This is a genomic window from Novipirellula caenicola (assembly GCF_039545035.1).
Taxonomy (GTDB): domain Bacteria; phylum Planctomycetota; class Planctomycetia; order Pirellulales; family Pirellulaceae; genus Novipirellula; species Novipirellula caenicola.
Genome location: NZ_BAABRO010000002.1, coordinates 476,310 through 496,569 on the forward strand (window position 1 = coordinate 476,310; position 20,260 = coordinate 496,569).

Annotated in this window: 18 protein-coding genes; 8 read left to right on the plus strand and 10 right to left on the minus strand. The window is 54.7% G+C overall.

The features are described 5' to 3' along the window. Positions 1–9: 9 nt before the first annotated feature. The 3 genes from ABEA92_RS05785 to ABEA92_RS05795 are packed head-to-tail and all read right to left on the minus strand — an operon-like array spanning position 10 to position 3,440. Complete coding sequence (locus tag ABEA92_RS05785; protein WP_345682855.1) at positions 10–1,821, minus strand: hypothetical protein; 1,812 nt, start codon at positions 1,819–1,821, stop codon at positions 10–12. Next, complete coding sequence (locus ABEA92_RS05790) at positions 1,793–1,921, minus strand: hypothetical protein (protein ID WP_345682856.1); 129 nt, start codon at positions 1,919–1,921, stop codon at positions 1,793–1,795. Before ABEA92_RS05790 ends, ABEA92_RS05785 begins: the two co-directional genes overlap by 29 nt. Next, the gene (locus tag ABEA92_RS05795) at positions 1,914–3,440 is read right to left on the minus strand and encodes a gluzincin family metallopeptidase (RefSeq protein WP_345682857.1); all 1,527 of its coding nucleotides are present in this window, start codon (positions 3,438–3,440) and stop codon (positions 1,914–1,916) included. Before ABEA92_RS05795 ends, ABEA92_RS05790 begins: the two co-directional genes overlap by 8 nt. Positions 3,441–3,850: 410 nt before the next feature. Between ABEA92_RS05795 and ABEA92_RS05800 the strand changes: the two genes are divergently transcribed. Together ABEA92_RS05800 and ABEA92_RS05805 are read left to right on the plus strand one after the other, a co-directional pair. Further along, a complete protein-coding gene (locus tag ABEA92_RS05800; RefSeq protein WP_345682858.1) occupies positions 3,851–5,071 on the plus strand; it encodes a two-component system sensor histidine kinase NtrB in 1,221 nt (406 codons plus the stop codon). Positions 5,072–5,149: 78 nt separating this feature from the next. Then, the gene (locus ABEA92_RS05805; protein WP_345682859.1) at positions 5,150–6,538 is read left to right on the plus strand and encodes a sigma-54-dependent transcriptional regulator; all 1,389 of its coding nucleotides are present in this window, start codon (positions 5,150–5,152) and stop codon (positions 6,536–6,538) included. Between the two features lie 13 nt (positions 6,539–6,551). On the opposite strand, the gene ABEA92_RS05810 is transcribed toward ABEA92_RS05805, so the two are convergent. Both ABEA92_RS05810 and ABEA92_RS05815 read right to left on the minus strand, forming a co-directional pair. After that, positions 6,552–7,601: a beta/alpha barrel domain-containing protein gene (locus ABEA92_RS05810; RefSeq protein WP_345682860.1), complete on the minus strand. Its 1,050-nt coding sequence runs from the start codon at positions 7,599–7,601 to the stop codon at positions 6,552–6,554. Between the two features lie 301 nt (positions 7,602–7,902). Next, positions 7,903–8,070 (minus strand): hypothetical protein, encoded by a 168-nt coding sequence (locus tag ABEA92_RS05815; protein ID WP_345682861.1) that lies wholly within the window; start codon positions 8,068–8,070, stop codon positions 7,903–7,905. 158 nt (positions 8,071–8,228) lie between these two features. Here ABEA92_RS05815 and ABEA92_RS05820 point away from each other — a divergent pair, with 158 nt between their 5' ends. After that, complete coding sequence (locus ABEA92_RS05820) at positions 8,229–8,390, plus strand: hypothetical protein (RefSeq protein ID WP_345682862.1); 162 nt, start codon at positions 8,229–8,231, stop codon at positions 8,388–8,390. A 242-nt stretch (positions 8,391–8,632) separates the two neighbouring features. Continuing rightward, positions 8,633–9,052, plus strand: coding sequence for a GreA/GreB family elongation factor (locus ABEA92_RS05825; RefSeq protein ID WP_345682863.1), 420 nt, complete (start codon positions 8,633–8,635; stop codon positions 9,050–9,052). A gap of 60 nt (positions 9,053–9,112) precedes the next feature. On the opposite strand, the gene ABEA92_RS05830 is transcribed toward ABEA92_RS05825, so the two are convergent. The 4 genes from ABEA92_RS05830 to ABEA92_RS05845 form a co-directional block, all read right to left on the minus strand. After that, the gene (locus tag ABEA92_RS05830) at positions 9,113–9,241 is read right to left on the minus strand and encodes a hypothetical protein (protein WP_345682864.1); all 129 of its coding nucleotides are present in this window, start codon (positions 9,239–9,241) and stop codon (positions 9,113–9,115) included. Next, positions 9,238–10,560 (minus strand): Na+/H+ antiporter NhaA, encoded by a 1,323-nt coding sequence (gene nhaA, locus ABEA92_RS05835; RefSeq protein ID WP_345682865.1) that lies wholly within the window; start codon positions 10,558–10,560, stop codon positions 9,238–9,240. The genes ABEA92_RS05830 and nhaA overlap by 4 nt, the downstream gene beginning before the upstream one ends. A 120-nt stretch (positions 10,561–10,680) precedes the next feature. Then, complete coding sequence (locus ABEA92_RS05840) at positions 10,681–11,007, minus strand: hypothetical protein (protein WP_345682866.1); 327 nt, start codon at positions 11,005–11,007, stop codon at positions 10,681–10,683. A gap of 873 nt (positions 11,008–11,880) precedes the next feature. After that, positions 11,881–12,900, minus strand: coding sequence for a serine/threonine protein kinase (locus ABEA92_RS05845; protein ID WP_345682867.1), 1,020 nt, complete (start codon positions 12,898–12,900; stop codon positions 11,881–11,883). Between the two features lie 187 nt (positions 12,901–13,087). Between ABEA92_RS05845 and ABEA92_RS05850 the strand changes: the two genes are divergently transcribed. From ABEA92_RS05850 to ABEA92_RS05865, 4 genes are all read left to right on the plus strand, one after another. Next, entirely contained in the window at positions 13,088–13,312 is a 225-nt protein-coding gene (locus tag ABEA92_RS05850) for a GntR family transcriptional regulator (protein ID WP_345682868.1), read from the plus strand. Between the two features lie 364 nt (positions 13,313–13,676). Next, complete coding sequence (locus ABEA92_RS05855) at positions 13,677–14,618, plus strand: dihydrodipicolinate synthase family protein (protein ID WP_345682869.1); 942 nt, start codon at positions 13,677–13,679, stop codon at positions 14,616–14,618. Between the two features lie 47 nt (positions 14,619–14,665). Then, positions 14,666–17,209 (plus strand): sodium:solute symporter family protein, encoded by a 2,544-nt coding sequence (locus ABEA92_RS05860; protein ID WP_345682870.1) that lies wholly within the window; start codon positions 14,666–14,668, stop codon positions 17,207–17,209. An 81-nt stretch (positions 17,210–17,290) separates the two neighbouring features. Beyond that, positions 17,291–18,463 (plus strand): AGE family epimerase/isomerase, encoded by a 1,173-nt coding sequence (locus tag ABEA92_RS05865; RefSeq protein WP_345682871.1) that lies wholly within the window; start codon positions 17,291–17,293, stop codon positions 18,461–18,463. A 166-nt stretch (positions 18,464–18,629) separates the two neighbouring features. On the opposite strand, the gene ABEA92_RS05870 is transcribed toward ABEA92_RS05865, so the two are convergent. Beyond that, entirely contained in the window at positions 18,630–20,246 is a 1,617-nt protein-coding gene (locus ABEA92_RS05870; RefSeq protein WP_345682872.1) for a sialidase family protein, read from the minus strand. Positions 20,247–20,260 lie beyond the last annotated feature (14 nt).

Genomic DNA, 20,260 nt, shown 5'->3' on the forward strand with positions numbered 1-20,260 from the left:
CAAGCTTCGTTACGGATCAACGCTCTCAACCGCGATCAACTCGACCGTCGGTCCATCGTTGGTGTCGACGATCTGCCCCAAAGCAATAACCTGATCGGTCTCAGGCAGCGACGCACCCGAAACCGGCACCTCTCGGGCGTCACCAGACGAACTGGAAATGCGAAGCACTGATCCCGAGGCATTTGTCGCGGGCGTGCCAATCATCAAGACCCCCTCGTTCGTCCGTTTTGGGTAATCCAACCACAGATTCGCGGCATTGCCCAAATCATTGACCAGCGGCGATCGCGAAAGCGCGTTCAACAGCTTCTGTACCATCTCGCTTTCGCCCGCACGCGGCTGGATCGCAACCGCGGAAACCGAGGCGTAGGCATTCGCCAACAAGCGACGCCGATCGCCTTCGGCGCCTTCGAACTTCATCAAGCTTGCGAGTTGTTTGTTGGCCTTTCCAACTGCCGCCGCGACCTCGGGTGATTCGGTTGGTGGCTCAGGTTCCCCGGTTGTTTCAGGTTCGTCAGCAGGCTCGGTTGCTGCGACGGCCTCCGCTGCTGGTTCGGGTTCACTCGCTGCGATTTCCGTTTCCGCGTCTGACTGGGACATTTCTTCGACTGCAGGCTTTTCGGCGGCAGGTTCTTCGATTGCGGGCTGTTCCATCACGTTATCCGCGAGTGGTGCTTCGCCGGTGATCGACGGCGCCGGTTCCACGGGTTCTTCGCCCAAGATCGTTTCGATTTTCTCGGCCACATCGGTCAACTCGACCGCCGGCATCTCCATCGGCACCTTGTCCGCGGCGATCTCTTGCGACAGCGTATCCTCACCGGCCGCGGCGTCATCGGGATATTCCACTTCGCCCGTGGCAAGCTCGCCTGCGCCATCGTCGCTGCCTGGTTTCAGCGAGGTTCCAAGCGACGGCATCTCGAATCCGCTCGCCGTATCCTCCGCCGAATCGGCTGGATTGGCTGGATCGGTGCCGGTTCCTAAATTCGCCAGTTCTTGTTGAGCGCGTTCAAGTTCATCCGACGGCTCGGCATCCGGCACCATCATCTCGGAACCCGTCAGCGGCGTTTCGTCGTCAACGGGTTCGTCGTCAATCGGGTTGATTGGATCGTTCATCGCCATCGGTGGCGCCGCACTGAGCCGGGACGAGGAACCGTTGTTAAACGATCCGTCAAACGGCCAAAATCCTAAATCCGGGGCCTTGCCAAGCCAAAGCAAGATTCCGCCTGCCAAGGGAAGTGCCACCAGCGGGCCCATCGCCACGCCAATCAAGGTTTTGATCGGCGACGATTTCTTGCGTTTGTAGGTATTCACTGGGACCGATTTGACTTTCATCGGCATCAGCGGGCCTGCGGTGTCGGCCGACTCGTTCTCCGAATCATTGCTGGAGAGGAAGTCCAGCATTTCGTCGTTTTGGCTTTCGCCACTGAACTCGTTTTCGGGTTGCTCCGGCTCCGCATCGAGCGATCCATCCAAGTCGAATCCGTTTTCGCCGTCCGCTTCGATGGTCAGTTCCGAATTGTCGTCCCAAGTCTCATTCAATTGATCGTCTTGGGCATCGGATGCAAACGACGATGCGAACGATCCGGTCCCGCCCGCAGCCGACGCAACCGGTGCCAAATGAGCTGCCGTTCCCTCGGCCGAATCTAAAAACAGCGGCTGTCCGTCCGCCGAGATCAGCTCCACCATCGGAGGCAGCTTCTCGATGATTTCGCTGGCCGGATAGATTTCACCACACCATGGACACTGGGCGGTCGCGTCGGATGGCACCGCAGCGGTAGGTAATCCAATCGTTTCATCACAGCGAGGACAATTGCACGTCAACATTCAATAACCCCAGTTCAATTAAAAAGACCGCCTGATTGTAACCCGCCATGATGCGAAAAACAGCGGCCAAACCGTATTGGATCCACCAATAATCAGCCATCCAATCCGTAAAGTGGTCGCAGTTTTCCATTCAGGTAGCGGATCAACGCATCGGCCGATAACGATTTACCGGTGGCCCGTAATATTAACGAATCACCAGACTCGCATTGACCTCGCTCGTGAATTCGACTGCGAAGCCAATCCAACAGCGGCGAAAACTCTCCGCGGGCAAACATCGAATCCAAATCGCCCAGCTCCAAAGCCGCCGCGTCAAATAACTGGGCGCTCGCCAAATTCCCAAGCGTATAGGTGGGGAAATAGCCAATCAGCCCGGCACTCCAGTGGACATCCTGAAGCACGCCATCCGCCGGCGAGGGTGCACAGACCCCCAGATCGCTTTGGTAGCGTGCATCCCATGCCGCCGGCAGATCATCCACTGACAACGTCCCTCCGATCAATTGCTGCTCGAGATCGAAGCGAATGATGATGTGCAAGTTGTAGGTCGCCTCGTCCGCTTCGACTCGGATCAACGAAGGCTGAATTTGGTTGATCGCAAAGTGAAAATCGTCGAGCGATACGTCGTCCAACGTAGGAGCAAATGTTTTTTGAGTCCGATCAAACAACCACTGCCAAAACGGTCGACTGCGTCCAACCTGGTTTTCCCACAAACGCGATTGTGATTCGTGGATCCCAAGCGAGCAATACGATCCAGGCGGCAAGCCAAACCAATCCGACCGCATCCCTTGTTCGTACATCCCATGCCCCGCTTCGTGCAACGTCCCCAGCAATCCGGCCGGCAACCAATTCAAATCGTAGCGAGTCAAGATGCGACAATCTCGCGGCCCCAGCGTTGTACAAAACGGATGCGAGGTTTCATCAAGCCGCCCTGCTTGAAAATCAAAGCCAACACGCTCGGCAACAAAGCGGCTCAGATCGCGTTGTCCCGCAATGGCAAAATCACGCTCCAGCAAACTTCGGTTGGGTTGCCGCGGCGCTTCGCGAATTGACTCGATCAATTCCACCAGCGGCTTACGCAGATCTTGAAAAACTTGGTTCAGCGGTTCGACACGAGCATCGGGTTCGTATTCATCGAGCAACGCTTCATAGGGCGATCGGTCGGTTCCTTCGGCAATCCGTTGGCCCGCTTCGCGTTTCAAATCGATGATCTCGGCGAGCGTGTCGCGAAACATTCCAAAATCGTCAGCACGACGTGCGGCGTCCCAGCGTTGTTGTCCCTTGACCGTCGCTCGCGAAGTCCGCTGGACCAGTTCCTCGGGCAATCGTTGGTCGCGTTTCCAATTCCGCAGCAACCCGCGAACAGTCGCGGCCACATCACCGGCAGGATCCTCGTCGCCCAAATTTTCCGATAACGACTGAAGCGTTTCACCGTATTTCGCATCGGTCCGGCGACGATGCACCATCCCACGCAACGTGCTGACTTGGTTTGCTCGATAATCGCCGCCTTCGATCGGCATCCCGGTCCGCTCGTCCCACTCCAGCGTATCGGCAATCGTTTGCAACAGCATCGCGTCGCGAGCGTGCGCGGCTACGAAGTCAAAATCATCCGTCGAGAATGTCACGAGCGTTTTCCTGTTCGAAGGTACAAATGCGAAGGAACTCGTTCGTTAGCCGCACAGCTCACGAACCTAACCGAGGGTTGGTCAAAGCCCGCTCCCGCTCAACCTTGCGGTCAATGACAATTGCGTAAGAATGTCAAATTCTAAGCTGCCGACCAAGCAGTACTTTCGAGATGCAATGACGACAGCGGACTAGGTCTTTACACTATCGGACCGGGGATGAGATGCCAATCGGTGTCACCCCCCGCAGAGAATCGGTGGCGGCGATCTCGAAACGGCGTGTATTGTCAGAACAAGCGCATCTTCAACCAAGGAAACGTCGCCCCAAGTTAACCTCGGTGACAACGTGCGTTTGCGTCGCCGACGGAATGTGCCCCCTGCGAGATCAGCGACGATGAAGCTAAAATGACGGTATGAACCGACCATCCCCCAACGTTCCGAAACGCGGCGAACCTATCGCGGCCGATTTCTTTCGTTCGATCGCCGAACACACCGTTGACTGGGAAAGTTGGATGTCGTGTGAAGGCGAAGTCTTATGGGTGAACGAGGCTGTCGAGCGATTCACGGGCTATACACCCACGGAGTGTTTGGCGATGCCGGACTATCCGTTGCCACTCATAACGCCGGACCATCGCAAACGAATCGCTCGCTACTTTGCGGAAGCGGGTCGCGGCAGCTCGGGAAACAATATCGAATTTGAAACGCTTCATCGCGATGGATCGAAGTGTTGGGTAGCCGTGTCCTGGCAACCGATGACCGACTCCGATGGTCAGTCGCTGGGATTTCGGGCCAGTATGCGAGACATTTCAGACAAGCGGCAAATGCGTGAACAGTTGCGGTTGCACAACGAACATCTGGAACAGCTCGTGCAAGAACGCACAGCTCGAGTTGCGGAACTGGAACAGCATCGCTTGAAAATGGAGAAGCTCGCGGCCCTCGGTGAATTGGCGGCGGGCGTCGCTCATGAGATCAACAATCCCTTAGCCGGTATCAGAAATGCATTTGCACTGCTGAAGCGACACATCCCCGTTGATGTGAAGCATTACGACAAGCTCGATTTGATCGACGGTGAAATTGAACGTATCAGCGACATCACTCACCAAATGTATCAGCTTTACCGTCCTAGTCAGCAGCGGGCGACGACCTTCTCGCTCAAGCAATCGGTGGACGAAGTCATCGTGCTGGCGCTTCCCATGTCGCGAAAGGCGAACGTGAAAGTGACGGCCTCGTTTGCTTCATCGTCCGAGGCCAAGGGACTTGCTGCCGACGAGGTTGTCTTGCGAGAAGGCGAACTAAAACAAGTGCTGCTGAATTTGGTTCATAACGCCATCCAAGCCTCCGACGCAGGCGGTCAGGTGAACGTTATCGCTCGGACCGATGCAAGGCATACCGTTTTGACGGTTACCGATCACGGACACGGAATCTCGCCGAACCTGATTAGCAAAATTTTTGATCCGTTCTTTAGTACCAAAACCGAAACGGTCGGCCAGGGCATGGGATTGGGGCTGTCGGTCACGCGTGGCATCGTGGAAGCGATGAACGGAACCATTGACGTGACGAGCGAACCGGGCAAAGGCACCGAATTTGTCGTGCGTTTGCCAAGACAACTGGACGTCGACGCGGCCACTCCCTAAGCAAACGTCACCAGGACGTGCTTTCCTTTTCCCCAGTCCGAACATCGCCGCGAATTTCGCTACTTTGAATAAGATCCCATGGCAAACCAACAACGAATCTTGATCGCCGACGACGAACCTCTTTACCGTGACACGACGGCGGAATTATTGCGTGAGGAAGGTTACGAGTGCATTTGCGTCGAGAATGCTGACGATGCGATTGGCTTGCTGCGTGAGCACTCGTTCGACTTGATCTTGTCCGACTTGAACATGCCGGGCAATTTGAAATTGGAATTGCTCAAAGAGGGCCGCAGCAAGTATTCGCACATCCCAATGATTGTCGTCACCGGGGTGCCGTCCATACCCACGGCCATCGAAAGTGTTCGGCTGGGGATTGCCGATTACCTGCTTAAACCAGTCAAGTTTGAAGAACTGCTGACGGCGGTCCAACGCGCACTGCGTCATCCAGCTGCGCCGCCGGAAACCGAAACCGAAATCGAATTGGTGTCCAAAACGGATCGGCGTGGAAAGTTTCCTGAAATCATTGGTGACAGCCCAGCAATGATCCAACTGCTGGACATCGTCAATCGAGTGGCCGCCAGTAACACGAATGTCTTGATTACAGGCGAAAGCGGGACCGGCAAAGAGGTGGTGGCCAACACGATCCACCACCACAGTGCTCGGCGAAATCATGCGTTTCAGATCATCGACTGCACCGCGATTCCCGATGCGTTGTTCGAGTCGGTTCTGTTTGGGCATGTCAAGGGTTCCTTTACCGGAGCGATCAAGGACCAGAAAGGCTTGCTGCGTCACTGTGATGGCGGCACTGCATTCTTTGACGAAGTGGGGGAACTGCCAGCCGCTTCTCAGGCCAAACTGCTGCGGGCCGTGCAAGAGCAAACCTTCACTCCGGTTGGCGAAAGCACCCCTGTGAAAGTTGACACGCGATTCATTTGTGCGACCAATCGAGATTTGCAGAGCGAGGTCGATGCCGGGCGTTTCCGCCAGGACCTGTTCTATCGACTCGCGGTCATTCCGATTGAACTCGCACCGCTTCGCGAGCGTGGTGACGACGTGGTGAAGTTGGCAGACTTCTTTCTCGAACAACTACGTCCGAGCGGTTCCAATATCACCGGTTTTTCGAACGAGGTGATTGATTGTTTCCGAGCCTACCGCTGGCCGGGCAACATCCGTGAATTGCGAAATGTTATCGAACGCACGATCACGCTGGGTCGCGGCGAAACGATCGAAGTGGGCGACCTGCCACCACAACTGCGCGCGCCCGACGACAGTAGCAGTGATGTCGCGGTGCTTTCGGAAATATCACGCGACGAAGCGCTCGACAATGCAGACCGTGCGTACTTAACGGCCGTGCTCAAGAAACACAACGGTGTCATCGCCAGCGCCGCACGACAAGCCGGTTTGTCGCGTCAAGGATTAAATAAGCTGCTGAAACGACATGGCATCGAAGCGAACGATTTTCGGTAATGGGACGCATGGGTTAGCCGACCGGATGCCCCCACCTGTCTCCTTGAATCACATGTTCTTCATTGCGGATTCCGATCCAACAGGGCGTCGGTGATAAGCCTTCGATCGTGTTCAGTCGATCCTCTTCGCTTGTGAATTCCATCGGGCGTTTGGATTGCAGTTCGTTCAGTGAGCAGACGCGATTGCACTCCATAAACTGCGTCAATCCATCGAGCATCGTGCGAATGATATCAGGACCTTCCCGGTAGACCGCGGAAACGATCATCGCGACGTCCGCGCCTGCAAGCAGGGTTTTGATCAAGTCTTCGGGGCGACCGATGCCCCCGTTGCCAGCCAATGGCAACGCGGGACAGTGACCGTAGACGCTCATCAACGCGCGTAGCGTCGGTGAGATGAAACCGGGTGACGACATTCCCCATTTGCATTGAAGTTTCAGGCTATCCAAGGCAATGTCGATCTCGGGATCGCGTGCGTACAGCACCAGCCCTTGTACACCTGAGACCAATCGTCTCGCCAGATGGCTGACGGCGGTGTATTCACGATGCAGTTTCAAAAACAACGGAACCGATATCGACGTCCGAATCGTCTTGACCAATTCAACAACCTGATCCTCCAATTCTCGCGGCTTGTCGTAATCATTGTCAGGTCGATGATGCACGTTCAGTTCGATCGCGTCGGCACCGGTGTCTTGTAGCTCGCCCGCAAAGTCCAACCAATTTCCGTCCGTGCCACCATGTAGACTGGCGATGACGGGAATGTTGGACTGGACGCTTGCGCGGTTCAGCATGGCGAGATAGGTTTCGACATTGGGCACCAATGCCTTTCGCGTCATTCCTGTTACACGATCGATCAATCGTTGTTCCCGCTCGGTGGGCGAACCGCCATTGCCAATCCGCCACGCGATCACATGCTCTTCAAACAACGACGGCAATACGACTGCCCCCGCACCGGACCTCTCCAACGCGATCCGATGCTGCGGATTGGCGGTCAATGGACAGGAACCGACGATAATCGGAGTGCGAAGTTTTAGTCCGCCAAAGTTAGTCGACAGATCAAGAGTCATGAGAAGCAGCCCAATAAAAAAAGGGAGAGAAAGTCTTTGCACAGATGGCATCGAGAGAGCCACTGAATCGTTAATCGAGTAGGGGTACTCCATAGCAGCATCCCGGCGGATACCGGAGCTGTGCAACTGATTTTGGACGCGTGAACAAAGCGATCAGGTTTGCTCACAAAACGGAACCTTTCAGATCGGACAATACCGATTCAGCCGTGTTGTCTCGGTAGACATGACGCCGCGGTTCAGGATGCGGTCATTTGATATCGTTTATCTCGATTCCGTTTTGCTTTGCTCTCACGAGCGCTCGCTATTGTCCTGATGCAAACAATGGTCCATTGGCGGAATGCATCGTCGAGGCAAAGACGGGGATATTTTCGAAGCCGCGGATCACGCGGTCGATCCGTTGTTTCCACGACGGAACAAAGGAGCGGCCTGCGACAATCCCCCACTCGAATGCGTCAACTCGGATTGCCATTGGCAACGTCGTTTGACGCTCGAGAATCATGTACATGTCATGATTTTGGCTGAATTCACACACTGTGGCACACCACGGCTTGCTGGTATGGACGTTGCATTAACCGATGATCCACGTCACGTGACTCGCTACATTCTCACTGAAAAGGAGGTTCAGTCATGTTGATGCGAATTCCCGAGTACCCCATCCAAGCCAAAGTTGAGAACAAGTACGGGCTTGATGAACCATTCGTCGATCATCGGTCCCCTGAAACGCTGGTTGGTCAGATCGCATTGATCTTGTTGTTTGTCATTGCGATTCTGCTGCGAGCAATCGCATAGACACTCTTTCGCCAAACCAATTGCAAAATGACGGTTGTGCTGCGAAACGAACCATGAAATCTCGAACTTCGTTTCACACACCGAGCCGAAGAGCTCCTGTTCCAAATCTGAACATGAAAGCGTTGCAGTCTGATTCACACAGCGAAAGTGGCCAAAACTTTTCGCTTCCGTTCGATTCCTTTAAAAACAAACTCTCGATCTCTCCCTTATAAAACACATACCATTCTTCGCGGTACGCCATCATGTCATCTCGCACCATTGTCGTCAGTCGAACCGACCTCACTCGGCTACAGTCTCTACTGGACAGCCATTTCGTTGCAGCGATCAGCAGCGACCGTACACACTTGAAAGAACTCAAAAGCAAGCTAGAGCGAGCCACCGTGGTTGATTCTCGCGATATGCAGCCCGACATCGTGACGATGAATTCGACGTTCAATCTTTTCGACTTAGATCGCGATGAGGCGGACACGTTCACGTTGGTGTATCCCGACGAGGCCTGCATCGCGGAAGGCAAACTATCGATCCTGTCACCACTGGGCGCTGGAATCTTCGGACTGTGCGTCGGCGATAGTTTGACACTGCACGTCTTGAATCGTGAGACACGAAAACGAGTCGAGAAAATGTCGTTTCAACCTGAACGAGTCGGAGCGTTCGATCTTTAAAACACATCGATCGTGCTGCTGAGGCTGGACATTCAACGCAATACATGCGTTTAAGTGGGCTTAGGGATAAGGCTTCGAGCCCGCAATATCCGCTTGCGATACGATCGTTTGAAAAACGTCATGCAGATCCGTCACGCCAAATCCAGCCACTCGCGATTGCGAGGTCTGCAACACCGACGTGTCGTTCATTCTGCCGATCGTTTCGGCAATGTCCACAACAGCAAACCGACGCCTGCAACCGCACTCACGGCCGAACCGACCAACACGCCGGTCTTGGCGGTGTCGAGCCCCTCGGCTCCGAACGCCAACCCGTCAATAAACAATGCCATCGTGAATCCGATCCCTGCAAGGCAACTGCCCGAAATCAATACGGGCCAACTGATTCCCTCAGGCAGCTTGGCCATACCCGAACGAATCACCAACCAACTAAACAACACGATTCCAATCGGCTTGCCAACGACCAAGCCCAACACGACCGCGATCGCGACCGAATCACTTAAGTTTGCCGGTTCAATGAGCACGCCTGCATTGGCGAGTGCAAAGACCGGCATGATGACATAAGCCGTCCAAGGATGAAGCGTCATTTCAAGATACTCCAGCGGCGAGACAGTTTCGCGCGAGAGTCGCTGGACTTCTTGAACCACTTCGGCTCGATGACTTCGCTTGGCCCATCGTTGTTGCTGAAAATCCTCTTTCTTCTCGTGCAGATAATCGCGAAACAGTTCAGGCACCAAGGTGGATTTCGCAGGCGTCATCAGCCCCAGGATCACCCCAATCAGCGTGGCGTGTACACCTGATTCGTGAAGTGCGATCCACGCCACGGCACCGACGGCAATGTAGGGAGGAAACCGACGCACCCCAATGCGAGAAAACAGGTGCACCACTGCAATTGCAACGGCGGCGAGCGTCAAGAAGCGACCGTCGAGTGATTCGGTGTAACCAATTGCAATTACCAGGATCGCGCCGATGTCATCGACGATGGCCAGCGATAGAAGCAGGATCCTGAGACGGTGCGGTACTCGCGAGCCGAGAATCGCCAAGCAGCCAACGACAAAGGCGATGTCCGTGGCCATGGGGATCCCCCAGCCCCGCATGCCGGGTTCGCCGTACTGCATCGAAAGATACAGTCCCGCTGGAACAATCATCCCGCCAATCGCAGCAGCGATTGGCAGCGAGGCCAGCTTGAAATCTGACAGCGACCCATGAGCGATTTCGCGTTTAACCTCCAGCCCAATCACAAAAAAGAAGATCGCCATCAAGCCATCATTGATGACGTGATGCAGCGAATGATGAAACAGATAATCGCCAACACCGAGTGTGATGTCGGTTTGCCAGAAGGCTAAGTAGGTCGCAGCCCATCGAGAATTAGCCGCGATTAAAGCAATCACGGTGCAGACCACCAGCACGATGCCACTGGTCGCTTCGATGTGCAAGAATCGAGCCAGGGGACGCAGCCATTTGTCGATCGGTTGTAGTGGCAGCGGTAGAGTTTTTTCGATGTGATTCATTCAGTTTTCAATTATTCATATGCATGGAGAAGTTCCGGTTGTCTGTCGGGCCCGCTGTCTCGCCGTGTTATTCACGTTCCCGTCGTTCAACCAGTCGGCCGTCATCTTCATCGGCTACGTTCATTTGCGTGGAAGCCATGACACGGGGACCTGGTTTCGAGTGAGGTCGTAATGGAAAGCTTCCGAGTGGAAGAGTAGATAGAGCAGCATTAGGGCGGCGGGCAATACGAGTATTAGCAGCATCATCAGTACCATCTTGAAGATGTAGCGTGCCTCGTCATCGCCAATTCTTTGGTAGTCACCCGATTCAGTGTCCGTGACGAAACTTGGTTTGACAGTCCATGAAACCTTGCTGACGTTTCGCGGTGCCGCTCGAACTTTCTGTTTTGGCAGTCGCGCAATCTCGTCACTGTCGATTGCTGATGGCGAAGTCTTCCACAAGAGCAAGGCAGATACCTCCAGGTGAGCCAGTGAGTAAGTAAGGGTGCAAGTAAGTAGGGGCGATTAAACGCTGCTGTTCCAGAAAGGCTGTGTGGGGGGCGGCAGGATCAAGATCATGCGCCGAAACGCTAAGCGACTTACACCACCGGCTGAACAATGCAACGAGTGCGCCAACGATCCTGAGAGTGCGTTTGATGGCACAGCAAGCTCGTTTTGCGTCGAAAACGGCACCATCGTTTACAGCAAGACAACTCAGGTTGACGCTTCTGATGATTCCTTACGCTAAACGCCAGAAGGCAAACCACTCGTTTGGAAGGTGGCAATCAACCTCGACAGGGAAGCACTGCACGAGATCGAACGCTGGGAAACGAACGAGGGGAACTGTCTACACACCACTTCGCACATTGCGAATCCGTTCGCTTCGCAACAACGGATTCAATACGGGCAAAGCCGGTCAGAGCCATTCAAAACTGTTCGGGGCTAGAATGGAAACAGAGATGGCACGAGGGCGAGCGTCGCAAAAAGAACCAACAACTGAAGTGGCACGCCTACTTTAAAAAATCACCAAGCGGAATTCTGATTTCGCGAATCTGTCCGTCCACGCCGCAACTGTGAATAAGCTCGGGACGGGAAACCAACCCTTGACGTTGCGTTGCATCTGCAGCATTTTTCTGTTGTTCCGGAAGCAGACGCGTGCCAATCGTACCCATGAAAACAATGCCGAGGCTACGAATCCCAGATTAGAATGTAGTGGACGAGGCAACGAGTCCCAGCGACGGAGTGACACGACGGGACTCGTTGCCTCGTCCTCTACAGAGAAAGCACTTCCCGCGTGATTTATAATGAAACTGGAGTCACGAAGTTATTTCCGAAAAGTACTTAACGCTGTTTTGTCGTGCTCGTCACGAGTAGCAAGCGATGCAGATCGTCGATGAATTCACGCATGGTTTGGTAACGGTGCGACGGTTGTTTTCGGGTCGCCTTTGCAAAGATTTCATCGGCCAGTTCGGGAATATTCCGACTTGGCGATCGCTCGCTCGGTGGCGTTGGCCGTCGCGAACAAATGTTGTCAAAGGTTTCCTCTTGATCGCGACCGCGAAAAGGCTCTGCAATCGCCATCGCTTCGTACAGACAAACGCCCGCCGAAAACACGTCACAGCGGTCGTCGATGTCTCGGTTGCCGATCTGTTCGGGCGACATGTAAGTCGGGGTTCCGATCAACTGTTGAACCGGCGTCAAGTTTGGCAGATCGAAGTCGTCAACGTCATGCTTCACCAACTCGGTACTTATCGAGTCGGCGATCACACGTCGACGATTTTGATTCGTGTCCACATCCTGTAACGCCGCCGCCGCGGGTTCGCCCCATACTTTTGCTGACCCCCAGTCGAGCAACGTGACCTCGCCAAAATTTCCCACCCAGATGTTCTCGGGTTTGACGTCACGATGGATCACACCTCGCGCATGGGCCGATGCCAACGTTTGACACACAGCTTCGATGATTTCGATTCGACGTCGCAGGGGAAACGCTTCTTCCACTTCCTTGTCTCCCTTGGCGATGGCTCGTAACACGTTGAAGAAGTTCTCACCCGAAATTCGCTTCATCACGTAATAGATGCCGAGCTCGCTGTCATCGCCAATGTCATAGACCGGAACGGTCCCAGGGTGCTCGAGCTGTGCGGTGACACGCGCCTCGCGTAGCAGTCGACGACGAAACGATCGATCCAATCGGTATTCTTGCAACAGCACCTTGATCACGACCGTTCGCCCGATGACCTGGTCAAATGCGGAATACAGCACGCCGTTTCCGCCACGAGCCATCTCCTTGCGATCGACGTAGCGAGAGAGCCCCACCGGCAAGGGGCTGGGCAGATGAATGTCCGTAGTGGAAATCGAGAGCAAGTTAAACTCACTTGGTTTGGGGGATCATGAATGGACGAAAGTGCTCACGTGCATCGACGGCAAGCCTGCACGAGGCCCCAGCCGCCGACACTTGTTATCGATAAACCACCGCGATGGCTCCATCATTGCGTTACCTGTTCGTCCCACGTCGAAACCGAGCAAATCTGTCGATCGAAGCTTGGCTGAAATGTCGTACGATTATATCGGATCTATCCGAGACAGGCTCACTAGTGGTGAGGTTTCGCCGAGGAAACAGCTCGTAAATCGGACGCTTGCGGGAAAATTTGGGAAGAGCGTGATTCCGGTTCGCATGGCAAACCCTCGATTGACCAATGAAGGCTTGGTAGATCGCATTCACGCCGCAGGAGCTTATGTTCGCAACGAGGATCGCCAAGACCTCAACAATCTGTAACTTTTGCGTAATGCACCGGACATCGTCGAGGATCAACGAGAGGAACTTGCGTACTTGGTCAATCATTGACCTGTAAGGTTTCTAATGGAGTGGAGCTTGCTCACGCTCCCTGTTTCTTGGGGAGGGAGGAGCTTTAGCAAGCTCCACTACAGGCTGGTCGTAGCGGAAGTCGTCAAGACTTTCGGCGGATTACCCGAACGAACCAGAACTCTCACGCGCGTTCCGTTACCCTATTGAAAAATGGTTAAGCTATGACGCGGCACGAATCTGCAATTCGTAGTTTGCACGACCGTGCACGTCGCGTAGTCTATGGACATTATATATCCGGCATTTCCCAACATCGGTTCCCCTTAACGGTTAAAGCATGACAGACAACAAACTAAGTGGATTGATTGCGGCGACGTATACACCACTGCACGATGACGGCGAGCTGAACCTTGATCCGATCGCGGCGATGACCGACTGGTTGCTTGCGAAAGGCATCCGCGGGCTATACGTTTGCGGAAGTACGGGCGAGGGAATGTCGCTCAGTGGAGCGGAACGGCGAGTCGTAGCGGAGGCATATGTCAAAGCCGCTGCGGGTCGCGTGCCGGTCATCATTCAAGTCGGACACAACAGTTTGGCCGAAGCGAGACAGCTTGCTGCTCACGCTCAAGAGATTGGCGCGAACTACGTCTCCGCGACTTGCCCGTCGTACTTCAGCATCAATGATGTTGACACGCTGATCGATTGCATGGCTGAAGTTGCCGGTGGTGCACCTGAGCTGCCGTTTTACTACTACCACATTCCGGCGCTGACCGGTTCGGCACTGGACATGGCCGAGTTTCTCGAGCGTGGGGGCAAACGAATTTCCAATCTTGTTGGTTTGAAGTACACCGACACCAAGCTGCACGTGTTTCTGCAGTGTTTGCAGGTGGATCCGGAACGATTCGATGTCGTGTGGGGGTGTGATGAAATGATGCTCGGCGCATTGGCGACCGGCGCCACAGCAGCCATCGGCAGCACCTTTAACATCGCTGCTCCGCTGTACCTTGGAATCATGGAAGCGTTTCGCCAAGGCGATATGAACGAAGCCCGACGTTTGCAGTCGCTTTCGGTAGAGATGATTCGGACGATCGGCAAGTATCCGTTTCACGCGGCCATGAAATCGGTGCTCGGCATGAATGGATTCAATATCGGTGGCTGTCGTCTGCCTCAAGGCCGTCTTTCGGAATCTGAAATCGAAAGGTTGCGAAACGATTTGTCGTCACTTGGGTACTTTCAGTGGTCACAGCCTAGTTCCTCACTTTCGACCAATTCGCTATGAGGCACTTCGCCACATCGATCTTTCTTGCCTGCGTATTCATTGGCGCCATGTCGATGTTTTCTGGTTCAAAGACCTGGCCCGACGAACCGCAATGGTTGACTTGGAACGAACTGCCACCGGTGCCCGATGAGCTTGGATTCGCGGGGCCCTACGCAGGGGTTCACAATGACGCATTGATCATCGCCGGAGGTGCAAACTTTGCCAAACCGGTTTGGCAGAACGAAAAACAATGGCATGACGAGATCTTCGTACTCGTCAAGAACCGCCTCGGAAACGACCGAGACGATTACAAGTGGAAAGACGGCGGCAAACTCGCCAAACCGATCGCCTACGGTGCCGCCGTATCGACTGACGACGGCGTCGTCTGTATCGGTGGAAGTGACTCCACCGGCACGTATGATGAAGTCTTCTTGCTGCAGTGGGATGGCGAAAAAATCACGGTCGCGGAGTATCCGCCGCTACCAAAGCCGTGTGCCCATGGAGCCGCCACGTTATCCGGCAATACGATTTATTTCGCTGGCGGCCAACAAGATGCTTCACTCGAGTCGGCGATATCGAATTTTTGGTCGTTGGACTTGTCGCAGCGAGGCAACGCCAGCGAATTCCGTTGGAAAGAGCTTCCGCCGTGTCCAGGTCCCTCACGCGCGTTCAATCTGACCGTCGCACAGCACAATGGGTATCACGACTGTGTCTATGTGATCAGCGGCCGGCGACAAGTCGGTGAGACAGTTGACTTTCTAAAGGACGTTTGGGAGTACACGCCTGCGACACAGCAGTGGCGGCAGCGAAATGAAACGCCGTGGTGCGTGATGGCTGGCACCGGAATTGGCTTTGGGCAAAGCCACATCTTCGTGCTGGGCGGCGCCGATGGCTCACTGTTTTTCAAGGGCGATGAGCTCAAAGACGATCATCCTGGCTTTATCAAACAATCGCTGGCGTATCACACGATCACCGATACCTGGGTCGAAGCGGGTGCGACGACTGCCAATCATGTCACCACGATCGCAGTGAAGTGGGACGGTTCCATCATCGTTCCCAGCGGCGAGATTCGTCCACGCGTGCGATCGCCCCAGGTGTATCGCGTCACACCGACCAACACCGATCGAGACTTCGGCGCGGTCAATTACCTCGTCCTTTTTAGCTATTTACTTGGAATGGTTGGCGTTGGCGTCTACTTCACCAACAAGAACAAGAACACGAACGATTTCTTCCGGGGCGGCCAGACGATTCCGTGGTGGGCCGCTGGCTGCAGCATCTTTGCCACCATGCTCAGCTCGCTGACGTTCACCGGCATTCCGTCCAAATCGTTTGCTCAGGATTGGGTGTACTCGATTGGCAATTTCATGATTCCGGTGGTCGCGGTGCTGGCGGTCTTTGTGGTGATGCCGTTTTATCGCCGGATCGACGCCACCAGTGCGTACGAGTACTTGGAAAAACGATTTAGTCCTGGCGTGCGTCTGTTTGGCAGCGCCAGCTTCACGCTGTTTCATGTTTTCCGAATGGCCGTAGTGATGTCGCTCACCGGTTTGGCGCTCGCGGTCGCCACACCGCTCACCCCTGCGCAATCGGTGTTGTTGATGGGCGTGCTAAGCATCACCTACTGCACAATGGGCGGAATCGAAGCCGTCATTTGGACCGACACCATCCAAACCGTGGTGTTACTGGGTGGCGGGCTGTTGGCGATGATCTTGCTGGTCAGCGGCGTGGATGGAGGTATCGGTGGATTTGCGACGACAGCAGCGGATGCGAAGAAGTTTCAAATTGCGAATTTCCACTGGGACGCCACCAGTGCGCAGATCGCCCTGTGGGTGATCATCCTTGGTTCGATCGCTCAGAATGTCTCGTCGTACTCTGCCGATCAAGCGGTGGTGCAGCGGTACATGACCACGGCGACCCAGGAGTTGGCGGCACGTTCGATTTGGACCAACGCGGTGCTGACCATCCCAGCAACGTTATTGTTCTTTGGGATCGGAACGGCACTGTTTGCTTTCTACCGTTCGCATCCCGAGAAACTGGATCCGACGATCACGACCGATCAAATTTTTCCATTGTTCATCGCTCGTGAAATGCCGATTGGAATCGCCGGTCTGATCGTGGCCGCCGTGTTTGCGGCAGCTCAGTCGACGGTGTCGACCAGCATGAATTCAACGGCCACCACGATTGTCACCGATTTCATGCGTCCATTAAATCTGTGCAAATCCGACCACGGCTACCTAAACGCGGCCCGTTTCTGGACGCTCGCGTTGGGAGTGCTTGGCACGCTGCTGGGACTGGTCTTCGTCAATCCCGACATCAAGTCGCTATTTGACACGTTCATCATGGTCATCGGTTTGTTCATGGGAGTGCTGGGCGGATTGTTCGTGTTGGGAGCGCTCAGCCGACGAGCCAATGCGACCGGGGCAATGCTTGGTGCGATCGTGGGTGCCGGAGTGATGTTTTGGCTATGGAAGTTCACTGCCTTCAACGGATATCTCTACACCGCCAGCGGCATTACCTCCTGTGTCGTCGTCGGTTTCGCCAGCAGTCTCGCGTTTGGCAAGCCATCGAACGATTTGACAGGCCTGACGATCTATACGCTACACCGTAAGTGACGTAGCGAAACTCGCAGAGAGTTTCGAGCAAACCAACAGAAACCGAAAGTCTCTGCGACTTTCGCTACGAGGTTAACGTTTATGGATGCTATCCGCCGTGCTAAATTGATTTCGACGTACCGCGATGGATTACTCAATGACACATTGCCGTTTTGGACCGAGCACTGTGTCGATCGAGAGCATGGCGGTTTCATGATGTCACTGGATCGTGATGGCACCGTCATCGATACCGACAAGGGCGTTTGGCAACAGGGACGATTCGCATGGCTGTTGGGGGAACTCTACAACAACGTTGATCAGCGACCTGATTGGCTCGAGCTAGCCAAGCACGGAGCAAAGTTCATTGACGATCACTGCTTTGACCCAAGTGACGGCCGGATGTGGTTTCATGTCACGCGTGATGGGAAACCGATTCGTAAGCGACGCTATGCGTTCACTGAAAGTTTTGCTGCGATCGCTTACGGAGAGTTGGCCAAAGCGACGGGCGAATCGCATTATGCCGAAAAAGCGAAGCGGACGTTCCGGCGTTTCATTGATCACAACCTGAATCCGCAAGACACCGCCCCCAAATTCACCGACACTCGTCCGCTGCGTGGCCTCGGCTTTCCGATGATCACGATCGTCACCGCCCAAGAGTTACGCGAATCGATCAACCTGCCCGATGCCAACGAGTGGATCGACCGCAGCATCGAAGACATTCGGCGTTTTCACTTGAAAGACGACATCCAGTGTGTGATGGAAACGGTGGGCGTTGACGGCGCACGGATCGATCATTTCGATGGGCGAACGCTCAATCCGGGGCATGCGATCGAGGGTGCGTGGTTCATTATGATGGAAGGAAAAATCCGTGGCGATCAGGAACTGATTCGCACCGGATGCAAGATGCTCGACTGGATGTGGGAGCATGGCTGGGATCGCGAACATGGCGGAATGCTCTATTTCGTCGACGTTAACGGGTTGCCGGTTCAAGAATATTGGCACGACATGAAGTTCTGGTGGCCTCAAAACGAAACGATCATCGCGACGCTATTAGCCTACGAACTGACTGGCGACCCGAAGTATGCGAAATGGCACGCGATGATCCATGATTGGACCTATGAACATTTTCCCGACCCCGAACATGGCGAGTGGTTTGGCTACCTTCATCGCGACGGAAGCGTCAGTTCGCCGCTGAAAGGTAATCTTTGGAAAGGGCCGTTTCACATGCCACGAATGCAACTTGTCTGCTGGCAGTTGTTAACCGAAACGCTGTGAAGCATTTTCTCGTAGCTACCTTCGCCAGAAGGTGGTGATTCGTATTGGCCGGCAACTATCCACGCTCTGGCGAGCGCAGCTACGCAACGCGAATGCCGTCATTTGCCGTCTCAAAATCCTTCACAGCGTTGGTGAATGCCGCTGACTGCGAGATTCATGGAGACAGTCAATTGTTCCCTACAGCAGCGTAGGGTTTGACCAATTGATCCTCGCCGTCGGTCAATTCCTCGAGCGTGAAGCGGACGAAGCGGACCTCTTTGTATCCTGGTTCGTAGAGCACGCCGAAGCTGCCATCTGCGAGCACCGTGATCTCCGAATAGGCTGACAGTCCTGGATCGATCACCTTGCCTTCGCTCCAAGTCCAACCGCCGTCGTAGCTGATCCGCACCGCCAAGTTCTCGCGTGCCGAATTGGACGCGGCATTGACAAATAGCAGCCGATCTTTGGCATAACCATCTCGCTTGGCCGTGTACTGGATGAGACAGGCGTTACAGCGAGGGTCGGGCAGGCTGAAATCGCTGACGCTGTCCCACGTTTGCCCGCCATCAGATGACCTGTGTACAAACCGCTTTCCCGGACCGATGCGTGAATTCACCATCAGCGTTCCATCGGGTAGCTCAGCAACTTTCGACTCGTCACCGGGGCTGACATCACCGATGGTTTTCCAGCTCGCACCATGGTCTGGACTTGCAAACAACGTGACGCCTTTGCCGACCTGCACATAGTTGTGCACTAGCAAACCCGCACGCGTTTGGATCCCGCGCCCCGAAGTAATGAATTTAAAGGCATCCTTCAATTCAGGACCAGCCACTTGATCGGTAAAGTCAATCGGAGCGTCCCAAGTCACGCCATGATCCGAGCTCTTTTGCACCACGAAGCGGTATTCCTTACTCGTTCGATCGGCGACCATGTAATTGTAGAAACAAAAGACATTCCCCGTCGTCTCGTCGACGATCAGAGACGGATCGCTACAGCCGCCGTCCTGGTACGGGTCAAGCACCTCCATCGGCGACCAGGTTTTGCCGTTGTCGGTGCTACGCCGAAAGACGATGTCGATCGTGCGCTGTCCGATCAAATCCGCACTCCCTTTTCTTCGCGCATCACATGCCGCAATCAAATCACCGTTGACCGCGGTTACGATCGCGGGAATTCGAAAGGTATGCGTGTCGTCTTGGCCGGACACGAACAACGGTTGATCATCGATCAATTTCAGTGGCTCCGTTGGCATCACGTCCGATGGAATCGAACTCGGTCGCTGCGGCGGCGATGCGAGCAGCGACAAATCGTCGATCAAAACCCCGGCTTGGGGTGCCGCGGTCACGCTGAAGCGAATCGCCTCGACCTTTTCGTCAGCGGGGATCGCAAGTTGAATGTGCGACAAAAACCTAGCTCCGACGTTGACGATACGGTCAATCTTGGAAACCTCGTGCCACTGGTCACCTTGTCTTGCCTCGACCAAAAATGAAAACGGGTCTCGACGGGTCCAGCGTTCCGCATGGAATTCGATTCCTTTGACCGCTTGCATCTCGGCAGGGATCACAAACGTGATCGAATTATTTTCGTCGCCCAGCAAGTGCAAACACTGCTTGCCCGTGCGAGCATATTTCGACGTGACACTTGCAGTTCCCGTGGCATGGATTCGAATTGGACCGTCTTGGACCGCACGAAAAGCGGCGTCGTCGCCGTATTCGAACGACGTGCTGAAAAGAACCTCCTCGGCACACGCCGCAGTACCACCGACGCCTGATAGCGCTGCCAACATCGGGGCGGCAAGGCAAATCACAACTATCAGGCAAA

Coding starts and splice junctions, on each gene's coding strand:
- ABEA92_RS05860 (WP_345682870.1), top strand. CDS start 14,666: ATGTCGATGTTTTCTGGTTCAAAGACCTGGCCCGACGAACCGCAATGG.
- nhaA (WP_345682865.1), bottom strand. CDS start 10,560: ATGAATCACATCGAAAAAACTCTACCGCTGCCACTACAACCGATCGAC.
- ABEA92_RS05800 (WP_345682858.1), top strand. CDS start 3,851: ATGAACCGACCATCCCCCAACGTTCCGAAACGCGGCGAACCTATCGCG.
- ABEA92_RS05820 (WP_345682862.1), top strand. CDS start 8,229: ATGTTGATGCGAATTCCCGAGTACCCCATCCAAGCCAAAGTTGAGAAC.
- ABEA92_RS05785 (WP_345682855.1), bottom strand. CDS start 1,821: ATGTTGACGTGCAATTGTCCTCGCTGTGATGAAACGATTGGATTACCT.
- ABEA92_RS05830 (WP_345682864.1), bottom strand. CDS start 9,241: ATGAACGACACGTCGGTGTTGCAGACCTCGCAATCGCGAGTGGCTGGA.
- ABEA92_RS05825 (WP_345682863.1), top strand. CDS start 8,633: ATGTCATCTCGCACCATTGTCGTCAGTCGAACCGACCTCACTCGGCTA.
- ABEA92_RS05815 (WP_345682861.1), bottom strand. CDS start 8,070: ATGGCAATCCGAGTTGACGCATTCGAGTGGGGGATTGTCGCAGGCCGC.
- ABEA92_RS05865 (WP_345682871.1), top strand. CDS start 17,291: ATGGATGCTATCCGCCGTGCTAAATTGATTTCGACGTACCGCGATGGA.
- ABEA92_RS05805 (WP_345682859.1), top strand. CDS start 5,150: ATGGCAAACCAACAACGAATCTTGATCGCCGACGACGAACCTCTTTAC.
- ABEA92_RS05790 (WP_345682856.1), bottom strand. CDS start 1,921: ATGGCTGATTATTGGTGGATCCAATACGGTTTGGCCGCTGTTTTTCGC.
- ABEA92_RS05850 (WP_345682868.1), top strand. CDS start 13,088: ATGTCGTACGATTATATCGGATCTATCCGAGACAGGCTCACTAGTGGT.
- ABEA92_RS05855 (WP_345682869.1), top strand. CDS start 13,677: ATGACAGACAACAAACTAAGTGGATTGATTGCGGCGACGTATACACCA.
- ABEA92_RS05810 (WP_345682860.1), bottom strand. CDS start 7,601: ATGACTCTTGATCTGTCGACTAACTTTGGCGGACTAAAACTTCGCACT.